The organism is Halothiobacillus neapolitanus c2, assembly GCF_000024765.1.
GTDB classification, from domain to species: Bacteria; Pseudomonadota; Gammaproteobacteria; order Halothiobacillales; family Halothiobacillaceae; genus Halothiobacillus; species Halothiobacillus neapolitanus.
Genome location: NC_013422.1, coordinates 2,143,140 through 2,157,049 on the forward strand (window position 1 = coordinate 2,143,140; position 13,910 = coordinate 2,157,049).

At 55.2% G+C, this 13,910-nt stretch carries 13 protein-coding genes; 1 reads left to right on the top strand and 12 read right to left on the bottom strand.

The window, feature by feature from the left end; all coding sequences use genetic code 11:
• Positions 1 to 11 precede the first annotated feature (11 nt).
• Positions 12 to 2,774: a preprotein translocase subunit SecA gene (gene secA / locus HNEAP_RS09950; RefSeq protein ID WP_012824853.1), complete on the bottom strand. Its 2,763-nt coding sequence runs from the start codon at positions 2,772 to 2,774 to the stop codon at positions 12 to 14.
• 296 nt (positions 2,775 to 3,070) lie between these two features.
• On the opposite strand from secA, the gene HNEAP_RS09955 reads away from it, so the two are divergent.
• The gene (locus HNEAP_RS09955; RefSeq protein WP_012824854.1) at positions 3,071 to 3,517 is read left to right on the top strand and encodes a DciA family protein; all 447 of its coding nucleotides are present in this window, start codon (positions 3,071 to 3,073) and stop codon (positions 3,515 to 3,517) included.
• A gap of 56 nt (positions 3,518 to 3,573) precedes the next feature.
• On the opposite strand, the gene lpxC is transcribed toward HNEAP_RS09955, so the two are convergent.
• The 11 genes from lpxC to hflK form a co-directional block, all read right to left on the bottom strand.
• Positions 3,574 to 4,491 carry a UDP-3-O-acyl-N-acetylglucosamine deacetylase gene (gene lpxC / locus HNEAP_RS09960; protein WP_012824855.1) on the bottom strand — a complete coding sequence of 306 codons (918 nt, stop codon included), beginning with the start codon at positions 4,489 to 4,491 and terminating at the stop codon, positions 3,574 to 3,576.
• 257 nt (positions 4,492 to 4,748) lie between these two features.
• Positions 4,749 to 6,629 carry a molecular chaperone HtpG gene (gene htpG / locus HNEAP_RS09965; RefSeq protein WP_012824856.1) on the bottom strand — a complete coding sequence of 627 codons (1,881 nt, stop codon included), beginning with the start codon at positions 6,627 to 6,629 and terminating at the stop codon, positions 4,749 to 4,751.
• A gap of 182 nt (positions 6,630 to 6,811) precedes the next feature.
• The gene (rplS, locus tag HNEAP_RS09970) at positions 6,812 to 7,159 is read right to left on the bottom strand and encodes a 50S ribosomal protein L19 (RefSeq protein WP_012824857.1); all 348 of its coding nucleotides are present in this window, start codon (positions 7,157 to 7,159) and stop codon (positions 6,812 to 6,814) included.
• A 16-nt stretch (positions 7,160 to 7,175) separates the two neighbouring features.
• Positions 7,176 to 7,934 carry a tRNA (guanosine(37)-N1)-methyltransferase TrmD gene (gene trmD / locus HNEAP_RS09975; RefSeq protein WP_012824858.1) on the bottom strand — a complete coding sequence of 253 codons (759 nt, stop codon included), beginning with the start codon at positions 7,932 to 7,934 and terminating at the stop codon, positions 7,176 to 7,178.
• Between the two features lie 60 nt (positions 7,935 to 7,994).
• Positions 7,995 to 8,531 carry a ribosome maturation factor RimM gene (rimM, locus tag HNEAP_RS09980; RefSeq protein ID WP_012824859.1) on the bottom strand — a complete coding sequence of 179 codons (537 nt, stop codon included), beginning with the start codon at positions 8,529 to 8,531 and terminating at the stop codon, positions 7,995 to 7,997.
• 6 nt (positions 8,532 to 8,537) lie between these two features.
• Positions 8,538 to 8,798 carry a 30S ribosomal protein S16 gene (gene rpsP, locus HNEAP_RS09985; RefSeq protein WP_012824860.1) on the bottom strand — a complete coding sequence of 87 codons (261 nt, stop codon included), beginning with the start codon at positions 8,796 to 8,798 and terminating at the stop codon, positions 8,538 to 8,540.
• A gap of 166 nt (positions 8,799 to 8,964) precedes the next feature.
• Positions 8,965 to 10,260: an adenylosuccinate synthase gene (locus HNEAP_RS09990; protein WP_012824861.1), complete on the bottom strand. Its 1,296-nt coding sequence runs from the start codon at positions 10,258 to 10,260 to the stop codon at positions 8,965 to 8,967.
• Positions 10,253 to 11,452: an ATP phosphoribosyltransferase regulatory subunit gene (locus HNEAP_RS09995; RefSeq protein WP_012824862.1), complete on the bottom strand. Its 1,200-nt coding sequence runs from the start codon at positions 11,450 to 11,452 to the stop codon at positions 10,253 to 10,255. Before HNEAP_RS09995 ends, HNEAP_RS09990 begins: the two co-directional genes overlap by 8 nt.
• 134 nt (positions 11,453 to 11,586) lie before the next feature.
• Positions 11,587 to 11,784, bottom strand: coding sequence for a DUF2065 domain-containing protein (locus HNEAP_RS10000; RefSeq protein ID WP_049772526.1), 198 nt, complete (start codon positions 11,782 to 11,784; stop codon positions 11,587 to 11,589).
• A 36-nt stretch (positions 11,785 to 11,820) separates the two neighbouring features.
• Positions 11,821 to 12,702, bottom strand: a complete 882-nt coding sequence (gene hflC / locus HNEAP_RS10005) for a protease modulator HflC (RefSeq protein ID WP_012824864.1) — start codon at positions 12,700 to 12,702, stop codon at positions 11,821 to 11,823.
• Entirely contained in the window at positions 12,699 to 13,835 is a 1,137-nt protein-coding gene (gene hflK, locus HNEAP_RS10010) for an FtsH protease activity modulator HflK (RefSeq protein ID WP_012824865.1), read from the bottom strand. The genes hflC and hflK overlap by 4 nt, the downstream gene beginning before the upstream one ends.
• Between the last annotated feature and the right edge of the window lie 75 nt (positions 13,836 to 13,910).

Consider the following 13,910-nt stretch of genomic DNA (forward strand, 5'->3'; position numbering starts at 1 on the left):
CTGTAACAAGACTAATTTAATTTTCCGTGGCAGTGCTTATATTTTTTACCCGATCCACACCAGCAAGGATCGTTACGCCCCAGCTTCGGTTCTTGACGAACGGGGGTGCGGCCTTCGGCATCCGACTCGGATGCTGATTCGGAAAACTCATCCACGGACTCGTGTCGCATCTGCAACCGGCTTTCATCCAGATACCGGGCTTCTACCACGTCTTCAAGCAGGTCATCCATCACTGCCTCGCCCTGATCGGGCGCCGGGGCGATGGACAGACGGCTCAGGATTTTCACGACTTCCAGATTGATTTCATCCAGCATGTGGCTGAACATCTCGAAGGCTTCGCGCTTGTATTCCTGCGTCGGGTTTTTCTGTGCATACCCGCGCAGACCGATGCTTTGACGGAGGTAATCCATCGCGGCGAGATGTTCTTTCCAGTGTCCATCGAGCACTTGCAGCCGAATGCCTTTCTCGAACTGGCGCAGAGAATCCGCACCCACGATGGTTTCCTTGACGCTGTAATCCTCTTCCATGGTGTCAATGATCTTGTCGAGCAACGTCTCGGCATGGAGGTCCTTGTCCGTGGCCAGCCATTCGGCAATCGGCATCTGCTGACCGAAATCTTCGGCAAGCGTTTGGGTCAGACCCTCGATATCCCACTGTTCTTCCAGTGCCTCTGGCGGCACAAACCGCGAGAAGACATCGGCCATGACTTCGCGACGCATCGGGATGATGATCGCCTGTGTTTCTGTGGTGGCCATGACGGCGCGGCGCTGATCGTAAATGACCTTGCGCTGTTCGTTGGCAACGTTGTCGTAATCAAGCAAGTGCTTACGTTGGTCGAAGTTATGACCTTCAACCTTGCGCTGCGCGTTCTCGATGGCACGGGTCACCCAGGGATGCTCGATTGCCTCGCCCGCTTGCATACCCAGTTTCTTCATCAAGCCGCCGACCCGATCGGAGGCGAACACGCGCATCAGGTTGTCTTCCAACGACAGGAAGAAGCGGGTCGAGCCCGGATCACCCTGACGACCCGAACGGCCACGCAACTGGTTATCGACCCGGCGGGATTCATGCCGCTCCGTACCCACCACGTGCAGGCCGCCCGCAGCCAGCGCTTCGTCATGCCGGATTTGCCAGGCAGCCTTAACCTTGGCTTTGTCTTCTTCCGTCGCATCGCTGCCCAGTGCGAGCGTTTCCTGTTCCAGATTCCCGCCCAGCATGATGTCTGTACCCCGACCGGCCATGTTGGTGGCGATGGTTACCGCGCCCGGACGACCGGCCTCGGCGATGATCTCCGCCTCGCGCTCATGATGCTTGGCGTTCAGCACGTTGTGTGGAATCTTGGCCTTGGTCAGTGCCGCCGCAATAATTTCGGAAGACTCGATCGAAGCAGTACCGACCAGTGTGGGCTGGTTGCGGCCACGGGCGGCCTGAACATCCTTGACGATGGCTTCGTATTTTTCCGCCTGCGTGAGGAAGACGAAATCGCCCAGATCGTTACGTTGCACCGGGCGATTGGTCGGAATTTGCACCACTTCCAAATTGTAGATTTCAGCCAGTTCGCGGGCTTCTGTATCCGCCGTACCGGTCATACCCGATAGCTTTTTGTACAGGCGGAAATAGTTCTGGAAGGTGATGGACGCCAGTGTCTGATTTTCCGGCTGAATCGGCAGGCCTTCTTTGGCCTCGACTGCTTGATGCAAGCCTTCCGACCAACGGCGTCCTGCAAGCGTGCGCCCGGTGAATTCATCGACGATGATCACTTCGTTGTCGCGAACGATGTACTCCACGTTCCGACGATAGATCGCATGCGCACGCAGAGCGGAATTCAAATGACTCAACAGCATGATGTTGTGCGCGTCATAGAGCGACTCGCCCGGCTCCAGCAAACCGATCTGAATCAGCAGGTTTTCCGCTCGTTCGAAGCCTTGCTCGGTCAAAAACACCTGTTTGTTCTTTTCATCGACGGTGAAATCACCGCGTTCTTCGTCGGTTAACGGCGGCTCGTCATCCTTGGGTTCTTCGCGCGCCTGCTTCTTGAGCTCGGGAATCAACCCGTTGATTTTCAGATAAGTATCGGAAGAATCCGCCGCCGGGCCGGAAATAATCAAGGGCGTGCGTGCTTCATCGATGAGGATCGAATCCACTTCATCGACGATGGCGTAAACCAACTCGCGCTGCATGACCGCGTCTTGGCTGAAGGCCATGTTGTCACGCAGATAATCGAAACCGAGCTCGTTGTTCGTGGCATAGGTCACATCACAACGATAGGCATCGTATTTGCTGCGGTTGTCCATGTTCGGAACAACCACGCCAATAGACAAGCCCAACGCGTTGTAGAGCCGCCCCATCCACTCTGCATCACGCCGGGCGAGGTAATCGTTGACGGTGACGACATGAACGCCTTGCTTGGTCAAGGCATTGAGATAAACCGCCAAGGTGGCGACCAGCGTCTTGCCTTCACCAGTTCGCATCTCCGCGATCTTGCCCTGATGCAACGCCATGCCGCCGATCAGCTGCACATCGAAATGGCGCATGCCCAGCACGCGCTGGCTCATTTCCCGGCAAACGGCAAAGGCTTCGGGCAGCAATTGATCCAGGGTTTCACCGTTCTGCCAGCGCTGGTGAAACTCATCGGTCTTGGCACGCAACGCGGCATCATCCAATGCCTGCATCTGCGGTTCCAGTGCATTGATCTGCCCGACACGTTGCTGCATCTGCTTGATAACGCGGTCATTACGGGTGCCAAAAATCTTCCGGACAATACTTGCGATCATGAACAAAACTTTCCGTTGTGGGGATAGGTGGACGCAAAAAAGAAACGCCACAGCGAGAAGCGGCTCGTTTGCGGCCTGTACGGCCCGCGACCATAGCCAGAATCTGGGCTTGGAATGGTACGGCAGATAAGCTTGAAATGGTAGCGAAGCACTTCTTTTTCAACCCTCATCCGGGTTAAAAAGCCATTGGAAGCAATAAGCGACCGGATTGACAAGACATTCAACTCAAGAAGCAAAGCTCGTACACTCTACAAAGAGCCGATTTAAGAGCCCGACCACGCCTTGCGAGCCCCGCCATGAAATCAAACCTGTACGATGCCCTCAAACCCTTCGCGGCCCGCGCGGGACAAATTCGCATGTTTGATTTATTTCTGCTGGAGGTACTACCGCGCAACCTTCAGGGGCGAGTGCGTGTACTGAATATCCGCGATGGCGTTTTGGTTCTTGGAGTAGATCACGCGGCGCTCGCCACGCAGACACGATTTCAGGCACCGCAATGGCTGGGGCGGCTCAATCAGGCCGCGCAAAAGGAAGGAAACCTACCCACCCTGACCAATGTGGAAATCCGGGTCGCTTCAGAAGATAGGTTGCTCAAACCACCCGAAAAAAAACACAGGGAACTCGGGGAAAGTGCCCGCGCCTCGCTACGAGCCTTGGCAGAACATGAACCGGACGCTTCGTTGGCAAGCACGTTGCGGCGACTGGCTGATCTTGGAGTCAAACCAACGTCCGACGGAAATTAAAAACCCCTCTGTTCAGAGGGGCTTGGAGTCTTATCGAACGAATTTCAGATCGATACTCAGTGGGCCATTTGGGCAACGGGGCGGGCAAACGACACCGGCGGTAGCTCTTCTCGCTCGAAGGTCACGCGCTCGAACGCATCCGACTGAGCCAACAATGCGCGCAGCAGTTGATTGTTCAGATAATGCCCCGACTTATGGCCAGTGAACGCACCGATCACGCTGCAACCGAGCAGATACAAATCGCCGATGGCATCAAGGATTTTGTGTTTGACGAACTCATCTCCGTAACGCAAACCATCCTCGTTGAGGATATGCGAATCACCCACAACAATCGCATTGTCGACGCTACCGCCCAAGGCGAGGTTACGTTTGCGCATCATTTCCAGATCGCGCATGAAGCCGAACGTCCGCGCACGGGCCACTTCCTTGACAAAGGTCGTCGAGGAAAAGTCGATTTCGGCCAGACGGGCAGAATCCTCCAATGCCGGATGATTGAAATCGATCGACATCGCCACCCGGAACCCGTCATGTGGGTCGAAACGCACCCAACGATCGCCATCGAGCACTTCAACCGGCTTGAGGATGCGAATGAACTGTTTGGGTGCATCCTGCTCCTCGATTCCGGCAGACTGGATCAGGAATACAAACGGACTCGCACTCCCATCCATAATGGGCATTTCTGGGCCATCAATCTCAACATGGCAATTATCGATACCCAACCCCGCCAGAGCGGACATGAGGTGCTCAACGGTAGAAATTTTTACACCGTCACGCACCAGCGTCGTGGAAAGTTGGGTTTCTCCCACGTTGAAGGCATGGCCGACGATATGAACAGGTTCATCAAGATCGGTCCGGTGGAAAACGATGCCGGAATCCGGCGCCGCCGGACGCAATGTCAACCGAACCTGCTCACCGGTGTGCAGGCCGATGCCGGTCGCCCGTATGCTGTTTCGTAATGTTCGCTGATGAACCAAGGTGATGCCCCATGACAAATTTATTGCAGATTATCGCACGTCGCCACTCGGACATGAATGCATTAATTTGTTAATACCCAAAAAATTAGCTTAGTAGGGATATATCTACGAAGCATATAGCCTGCTATTCGAACCGATCCTGTCACCAAATGCCATAGACAGAACAAAAAATGTCAAAACAAAAAAATCCCCCCGACCGGATGAGCCGTTCGGGGGGGGATTTCTATAACCTAAGCGCTACGTAACGCCAAGCTCGATCAGACCAACAAGCGATTCAACCGTGTTACGAAATCGGCAGCATCGCTCAAATGCCCGCCTTCCGCCAACGCCGCCTGTCCCAATAGAACGCGGGCAATGTCTTCAAAACGCGCATCGTCCGTTTCGTTCGCCGCCCGCTGCAGCAGTTGATGCTGCGGATTGATCTCCAAAATGGGCTTCACGGTCGGCGCCGCCTGACCCGCTTCTTTGAGCAAGCGTTGAAGATGCAGGCTCATTTCTTCTTCCGTGGTCACCAGACAGGCGGGAGAGTCGACCAGACGTTTGGATATCCGCACATCATCGACTTGGTCACCCAGAGTTTTCTTGAGACGCTCAACCAACGCGTCCTGAGTTTCCTTGGCTTCCGGTTCGTCTTCGGCTGCCTCGTCAAGGCTCAGTTCGGCGCGCGTCACGGATTTGAATTTCTTGCCGTCGAACTCTGTGAGTTGCGACATCAGCCATTCATCAATGCGATCCCACAACAGCAGCACTTCAATGCCTTTCTTGCGGAAGATTTCCAGATGCGGAGAGGCAAGCGCCGCAGCATAAGAGTCGGCGATGATGTAGTAAATCTCATCCTGGCCTTCCTGCATGCGCCCGATGACCTCTTTGAGGCTGACGTTCTGCTCATCCGATCCCGCCTGCGTGGAGGCAAATCGCAACAACCCGGCGATCTGCTCGCGGTTGCCGAAGTCCTCACCCACACCTTCTTTCAGAACCTGACCGAAGGTGCCCCAGAATTTGGCGTATTTCTCCGCATCGTTGGACGCCATCTGATCGAGCATACCCAACACGCGCTTGACCGAACCCTGACGAATCGTGTCCAGCACCCGGTTGGACTGGAGGATTTCACGCGATACGTTCAAAGGCAAGTCAGCCGAATCAATCACACCGCGCACAAAGCGCAGATAACGAGGCATCAGTTTTTCGGCGTCATCCATGATGAAGACCCGCTTCACATAAAGCTTGACGCCCTGCTTGGACTCGCGATCCCAGAGATCGAACGGCGCACGCGCGGGGATGTAGAGCAAGGAAGTATATTCAGTCTTGCCTTCGACTCGGTTGTGCGTCCAGGCCAGCGGGGCCTCCCAGTCGTGCCCCACATGCTTGTAAAACTCGGTGTACTCGTCATCGGTAATTTCCGATTTCGGACGCACCCACAATGCCTGCGCATCGTTGATACGCTCCCATTCCGCTGTTTCTTCCGTTTTCTCTTCTGCATCATCGGCCTTCGGCGCAGGGACTTTCAGCATCTCAACCGGGAAGGTGATGTGATCGGAATATTTGCGGATGGTAGAACGCAGTCGCCAGTCATTGGCGAAGTCGGTGTGATCGTCACGCAGATGCAAGACGATGGTGGTCCCGCGTTCAGGCTTATCGACCGTTTCCAGCGTATATTCGCCTTCGCCACGGGAAGTCCACTTCACGCCATGCTCCGGACCCATGCCTGCTCGGCGCGTCGTCAGGCTGACTTCATCGGCGACAATAAATGCAGAGTAGAAACCCACACCAAACTGACCGATCTGCGACAGGTCTTTCGATTTGTCCTGCCCCAGCTTCTGGATGAAGGCCTTCGTACCGGAACGCGCGATGGTGCCGATATTCTCGATTACTTCATCGCGGTTCATCCCGATGCCGTTATCCTCGATCGTGACGGTCTTGGCGGCTTCATCGAAGCTCACCCGAATACGCAATGACTCATCACCCTCGTACAACGCATCGTCGGACACGGCCTCGAAACGCAACTTGTCGCAAGCATCAGAGGCATTGGATACCAATTCCCGCAGGAATATCTCGGGATTGGAATACAGGGAGTGGATCATGAGCTGCAACAGCTCTTTAACTTCCGTTTGGAAACCCCGGGTTTCTGGCTGACTCATAAACTATTCATCTCCATCTAAAGCAAAAAGCCAAAAAAACACCCCAGCGTTGTGTGGACGCTGGGGTGTTTTTCAAGAGCAAAACAGTAATGCTTCGCTAGAAGTGTTTTTGCTCAGTCGCTTGCCAAGCGATGACTCCGGGATGAACCCCGAAGACAAAACTCGTTAAACGTGAAGCAATATCAGCCGAGTTTTTCGCGGATACGCGCTTTCTTGCCGGTCAGACCACGCAAGAAGTAGAGCTTGGCACGACGGACATCACCACGACGCTTGACTTCGATTGATGCGATCGCAGGGCTGTACGTCTGGAACACGCGCTCCAAACCTTCGCCGTAAGAAATTTTGCGCACGGTGAACGCGGAGTTGATGCCGCGATTGCGGATCGCAATCACGACGCCTTCAAATGCCTGCAGACGCTCACGTTCGCCTTCTTTCACCTTAACCTGAACAACCACTGTGTCGCCGGGGGCGAACGCAGGAATCTCACGGTTCATTTGCTCGGCTTCGAGCGCTTGAATGATCTTGCTCATCACTTAACCTACCTAACTAGTCGTTCGTTTCGTCGGCATGCTGCCATGCTGACGTTAATAATGTCCGGGATCGCTCATCGACCCCGTACTCATAAAAAAGATCCGGCCTTGCCCGCGCCGTACCTGATATCCGTTGCTGCGCTCGCCACTGTTCAATGGCCGCATGATTTCCCGAACGCAGCACCGCGGGAATCCTCAAACCACGCCACACATCGGGGCGCGTGTAATGCGGATGATCGAGCAGATTCGTTTCAAACGAATCCTGCACCACCGAGTCCGCATCTCCCAACACCCCCGGCAGTCGCCGGGCGATGGCATCGATGATCACCATGGCCCCCAGTTCACCACCGGAGAGCACATAATCACCGATCGATATCTGCTCATCGACCAGCGATTCCAGAATCCGCTGATCAATACCTTCATACCGACCACAGACCAGAATCAAATCCGACGACATCGAAAGCGACTCGACCTTACTCCGATCCAGGCGCTGACCTTGCGGCGACAGGTAGACAACCTTTGCCCCAGGACTTTCAGCAGGAAGCGACTGCTTGGCCGACTCAATGGCATTGGCCAGAGTCTCTGCCATCAACAACATCCCCGGACCACCACCAAATGGACGATCGTCAACAGTTCGGTGGCGGTTTGTCGCGAAGTCGCGCGGCGAAATCATCGTCAATGCCAAAGCGCCGGACTCAACCGCTACCCGCGGGATACCACTTTCACCCACCGCGGCAACCAGTTCAGGAAACAGCGTTACCACGACTACATTCATGCGGCCCCCGCTTCAAAAGCCGGTAACCAATCTCGTCCGAACCACCCGGCCTGAGTTCGATTAAAAATCAGGATCCCAATCCACCACAATCAGACGCTGATCGATATTGATCGAAACCAGCACATCGTCAGGTATGAACGGGATAAGGCGTTCTCGCTGACCCTCACCGCCCACAACGAGGACATCGTTGGCGCCGGTTTCGAGCAATTCCTGAACCACACCAAAATCCTGACCGGATACATGTTGCACACGACAACCGGTAAGGTCGCGCCAGTAATATTCGCCTTCAGCCACTTTTGGCAAAGCATCGGTAGGCACGAGAATCTCAGCCCCGGTCAACGCTTCAGCCTGGGTTCGATCATCGATGCCTTCAAGCTTCGCGACGATACCCTGACTCTGAGCCGCAAATTTGGTCACTCGATACCACTTTCCAGCGTCTCCACCATCAGCGGGAGATCGGACAAACCACTGGCGATACTGTGTAATACCATCAGCAGGACGTGTATAGGTGGTTATCCAGCTCCAGCCTTTAACCCCGAATGCGCGTCCAATTACGCCGATCACCACCGAATCGGCGGGACTGGGCGGTTTTAACACGGTACTTTATGCAGCTGCGACTTGCTTGCTGCTCTCACGGAGCAGGGCCGCCACTCGGTCGCTGGGCTGAGCGCCCTGACCAACCCAATGCTGAACACGCTCAGCATCGATGTGCAGACGAACTTCAGCACCGCGCGCGACGGGGTTGAAGAAGCCCACACGTTCAATGTACGCACCGCTATCACGGGCGTTACGGCTGTCGGTAACAACCAAATGGTAAAACGGACGCTTTTTGGCGCCGGTGCGAGCTAAACGGATCGATACCATGGGTCAATTTATCCTGTGTATATAAAAGAAGGCGGAGCAAGAACGAGCGCGCCACGCCTTTCAAAATTCAAGGCGCGTGATTTTACGCAAGTTTTCAGAAAAATAAAGCCTTACTTGTAAAAACATGTTTCGGACGAGGATACTCGTCCTGCAACTACTTCAACAATTAGATTGTGTACGGGTCCCGCAGAACGATGGTTTCATCCCGATCTGGCCCGGTCGAGATGATATCCACCGGCACACCGACCAATTCCTCAATCCGCTGAATGTAGCGACGTGCCTCGACGGGCAGATCTTCCAACTGACGGATGCCAACGGTTGAACCCGACCAGCCGGAGATTTCCTCGTAAACCGGCACGCAGCGCGCGTAGGTTTCCGCACTCAACGGCGCGGTCTTGACCGGCTGCCCGTCGATCTCATACCCGACACAGACGCGGATACGCTCGATACCATCCAGTACATCCAGCTTGGTCAGACACAAGCCGGAAATACTGCTGATTTCGACCGCACGCCGCAGGGCAACCGCATCGAACCAACCACACCGACGGGCACGCCCCGTCGTTGCGCCGACCTCGTGCCCCTTGACGGCGAGATGGTTGCCGATTGCATCATCCAGTTCTGTCGGGAACGGGCCACCGCCAACGCGGGTGGTGTAGGCTTTGGTAATCCCCAGTACGTAGTCGAGTTCCAACGGCCCGACGCCCGTGCCTGTACTGGCGCCTCCAGCCGTGGTGTTTGACGACGTCACATAAGGGTACGTACCGTGATCGATATCCAGCAAGGTTCCCTGTGCGCCTTCGAACATGAGGTTCGCTCCTTGGCGACGCAAATCCATGAGTCGGCTGGGTACATCACCCACCATGGGCGCAAGAATCTCGGCCTGTGCCAGCACTTGATCCAGCACCGCCTGAAAATCGACCGTGGACGTATGGAAATAATTGCGCAAAACAAAATTGTGGAAATCCAGTACTTCACCCAATTTCGCGGCCAACCGCTCCCGATGGAAGATGTCTTCCAACCGAATAGCGCGCCGTGCGACTTTATCTTCATAGGCGGGACCGATGCCCCGCCCCGTTGTACCGATTTTTGCCGCCCCACGCGCCTGCTCACGCGCTTGATCAAGGGAAACATGGTACGGCAGGATCAGCGGACAGGCCTCGGAGAGCATCAAGCGCTCGCGGGCGGGTACGCCTTGTGATTCAAGCTCGGACATTTCCTTGATAAGAGCCTCAGGCGAGAGCACCACACCATTACCGATCAGGCATTGCACGTTCTCGCGCAATACGCCCGAAGGAATCAGGTGCAAAACCGTTTTCTTCCCACCGATAACCAGTGTGTGCCCAGCATTGTGGCCACCCTGAAAGCGCACCACCGCCTGCGCCCGCTCCGTGAGCAGATCAACGATTTTCCCCTTGCCCTCATCACCCCATTGGGAGCCGAGCACAACAACACTTTTACCCATGATTGGTATCACCCATTAAATGCCATAAATCTTTTGTGCTATCGCTCTGCCGAACCAAATGTGGCGCACCGGCTGGTACTGGCTGCGTAGTCATCACGACTCGTCGTCCGGTCGCACGCAATCGCTCGACGGCAGCAATCAAGGCAGCATCGGCATAATCGGCTGGCGCATAAATAACGGGGTCTTTGACGCCAGATCCGTCAAAAAAGCGCAGCAATTCACGCATATCGAGGGAGAATCCGGTCGCTGGTCGAGCAGAGCCAAAAGCCTCTCCAATATCATCGTATCGTCCACCGCGAGCAATCTCTCGCCCCAAGCCGGGTGCATACGCCGCAAACACCAGCCCGGTCTGGTAGTGGTAACCGTGCAACTCCGACAGGTCGATCAACACGTCGACCTGGGAGAAGTTTCGCTCAATGGCAGAACCGATAATTGCCAGGCGGTCGAGCGCGCTCTGCATACCGGGTGTCATCACATCGGCCAGCACCACGTTTGCCTTGGCAAGCACCGCCGACCATTCGCCATTGAGCTGAGTCAACAAAGTCAAAGCGTTTGCGAGCGGCGGTGCAATCTGCCGTGCCGCCAGCAGGGACTGAATATCTGCCGTGGATTTGCGCTGCAAGGCATCACGTGCGATATCTTCATCTTCATCATCGAAGCCAGCCGCCACGGCCAGTTCACCGAATACATCCACATGACCGAGATCGAGAACGATCCGATCCACACCTGCTTGCTTTAGCTGAGAGAGCATCAAGCTGATGATTTCAAGATCACCCTCGACTTCCGCCACGCCGTATAATTCGGCGCCAACCTGCATGGGCGTGCGACTGCCACCCAATCCATCCGGCCGCGCACGAACGACAGTCCCGAGGTAGCAGAGTCGACGCTCCGCCTCAGGCTTCATGCTATGCGCATCAATTCGAGCAATCTGAGGCGTCATGTCGGCGCGAAGACCGAGCTGTCGACCGGTCAGGCCATCAGTCATCTGCAAGGTATCCAGCGCCAAATCCCGGCCTGAGCCCACGAGCAACGAATCCACGAATTCGACCAATGGGGGAATCACGAGATCGTATCCCGCCACGTGGAACTGATGCAGCAAGGCGGTGCGCAGCTGTTCTACCCGCCGCGCCTGCTCTGGCAGCAACTCATCGATACCCGCCGGCAAGGCCCAGCGAGAGAGTTTATGTGACATATAACTTCCTAAAACTCGGGTTCACTCTGAAACAGAATGGGCATGTTATACCCCTATGGCTCAGGCACAAAAAAACCAGGCGAGCAATTCACTCGCCTAGATTGAAATCATGGGTTGAAAATCATGGGCCAAAATCAATGGTGCGACAGCATCACCAATACCGCACCCACCACCAATATCACGAGCGCGATCGCACGCAGTGCCTTGTCCGGGGTATTGGCGATTTGCTGCACGGCCTGACGATAACTTCGCGGACTGATGAATGGCAGCAGTGCTTCGATGATCAAAACCAATCCAAGTACCTGCAACCACCGTTCATCCACAACAATCACCCTTCTGAATCCATACCGCATTTCTGCCGACGTTAATCAGTGTTTTACGTTCGACTCTTGCGAATCACGGAAATACTTGAAGAACGGGCTATCAGGATTCAGTACGAAAGTATCCCCGCCTTGATCGAAAGCCTTCTTGTAGGCTTGTAAACTCCGATCGAATTCAAAGAACTTCGGATCTTGGCCGTAAGCCTTGGCATAAGTCGCGGCTGCGGCCGCATCGCCGGCACCTCGGATTTCTGCGGCCTGACGATCCGCCTCGGCGAGGATGACCACACGTTCACGATCGGCCGCCGAAGTAATCTTCTTGGCCTGCTCCTCACCGCGCGAGCGGATGGACTGGGCGACAGCGGAACGCTCTTTCTCCATCCGAGCATAGACAGATTGGCGCACCTCTTTGGGCAATTCGATCTGCATGATGCGCACATCGCTGATCTTCACACCCAAGCCCTTGATGTCGCGGTTGGTCGTATCAATCACGGTCTTCATGAACAGATCGCGATCACCCGATACCACTTCGTTCACCGTGAGGCTGGAAATCTGGCTTTTCATGGCGTCACGAACGATCTGGTCCATCCGGTTCATGGCGATTCGTTCGTCGCCACGCGTCGAGCGATAGAAATCAGCCGCGTTCATGATTTGCCACTTGATGTAGTAGTCGATGATCAGGTTTTTCTTCTCGCTGGTCAAAAACCGTTCCGGCTGTGAAGTCATCGTAAGTACGCGGCGGTCGAACAACTTGACGGTGTTGATGAACGGCAACTTGAAGTGCAACCCAGGATCGAATTTGTCCTGAACAATTTCACCCAGACGGAACTCCAGCGCCGACTGATACTGCTTGACCTCGAAGGTGGCTGTAGCGAATAAGAACACACCGATCACCACGATCGGCAGAACGACACGGTTAATTATGTTCATGGCGCATTCCTCGAACGCAGATCACCTCGGTCATCGCTAGTGAGGCTCCCTCTTGAGTTCCCGTTATCCGCCTGGCTGGGCAGGCTTGGCAATGGTAGGCTGTCGATATCAATAGCCTTGCCTGACGGCGCACGCGCATCATTCGAGCCTAACGGCAAATAGAACACGTTATTGCCCGAACCGGAGTCAACCACGATGCTCTTGTTCTTGGACAGCACGCCTGAAACGGCATCCAGATACATGCGTTCGCGCGCAATATCCGGCGCCAGCTTGTAGGACTTGAGCAGTTGTTCGAAACGGGAGGCATCGCCCAGCGCTTCATTCGTCACCTTGGATTCGTATCCTTTGGCCTGCTCGAGAATCTGTGCCGCAGCACCCCGCGCACGCGGCACGACCTTGTTGGCGTAGGCCGAGGCTTCACTGATGTAGCGCTGTTCATCTTCACGCGCACGAATAGCGTCTTCGAAGGCGGGCTGAACGGCTTCCGGTGGCTGGATGTCCTGCAAGTTGACGGACTGAACCTTCAGGCCGGTATCATAGCCATCGAGCAGATTCTGCATGCGATCACGCACCAGACTGACAATTTCGGCACGGCCCTCGGTCAGCACGTTATCCATCTTCTTGGAGCCGATGACTTCACGAATCGCGCTTTGCATGACATCGGAGAGCGTACCGTCCGGGTCACGCACATTGAACAGGTACTTAACCGGGTCGGTGACCAGAAACTGGCTACCAATCCTGACTTCCACGATATTCTCATCGTTAGTCAGCGAGGTCATCTTGAGCTGCTTGTCGCGCAATTCATCAACATTGACCTTGACCACCGTACCGATGGGATACGGCAGATGCCAGTGCGGCCCCGCGCGTGTGGTATCGGTGTATTTACCGAACTGAAGCTCTACACCGCGCTGTCCGGCATCAATGATGTAGATCCCGGAAAGCAGCCAGACGACGATCAGCAGTACCGCAACAACTGCGATACCCTTGCCGCCGCCGGCACCCCCCATCGCGCCACCGAATTTTTTCTGCAGGCGCTCGATTGCTTCGTCGATATTGGGCGGTTTGCCGCTGCGGCGCGGATTGGACCAAGGATCATTGTCCTTGCCGCTGCCGCCAGGTTCATTCCAAGCCATAGGTACTTACTCCGGAAAATTCGGCACGACCGCTGTGCGCCATAATAAAACTCGAACAAATTTAGAATTCAAAAC

What these genes read in the sequence shown, in the direction of transcription:
- hflC (WP_012824864.1), bottom strand. Translation starts at nt 12,702, where the DNA reads ATGAACATAATTAACCGTGTCGTTCTGCCGATCGTGGTGATCGGTGTG.
- HNEAP_RS09955 (WP_012824854.1), top strand. Translation starts at nt 3,071, where the DNA reads ATGAAATCAAACCTGTACGATGCCCTCAAACCCTTCGCGGCCCGCGCG.
- hflK (WP_012824865.1), bottom strand. Translation starts at nt 13,835, where the DNA reads ATGGCTTGGAATGAACCTGGCGGCAGCGGCAAGGACAATGATCCTTGG.
- HNEAP_RS09995 (WP_012824862.1), bottom strand. Translation starts at nt 11,452, where the DNA reads ATGTCACATAAACTCTCTCGCTGGGCCTTGCCGGCGGGTATCGATGAG.
- htpG (WP_012824856.1), bottom strand. Translation starts at nt 6,629, where the DNA reads ATGAGTCAGCCAGAAACCCGGGGTTTCCAAACGGAAGTTAAAGAGCTG.
- trmD (WP_012824858.1), bottom strand. Translation starts at nt 7,934, where the DNA reads ATGAATGTAGTCGTGGTAACGCTGTTTCCTGAACTGGTTGCCGCGGTG.
- rpsP (WP_012824860.1), bottom strand. Translation starts at nt 8,798, where the DNA reads ATGGTATCGATCCGTTTAGCTCGCACCGGCGCCAAAAAGCGTCCGTTT.
- secA (WP_012824853.1), bottom strand. Translation starts at nt 2,774, where the DNA reads ATGATCGCAAGTATTGTCCGGAAGATTTTTGGCACCCGTAATGACCGC.
- rplS (WP_012824857.1), bottom strand. Translation starts at nt 7,159, where the DNA reads ATGAGCAAGATCATTCAAGCGCTCGAAGCCGAGCAAATGAACCGTGAG.
- HNEAP_RS09990 (WP_012824861.1), bottom strand. Translation starts at nt 10,260, where the DNA reads ATGGGTAAAAGTGTTGTTGTGCTCGGCTCCCAATGGGGTGATGAGGGC.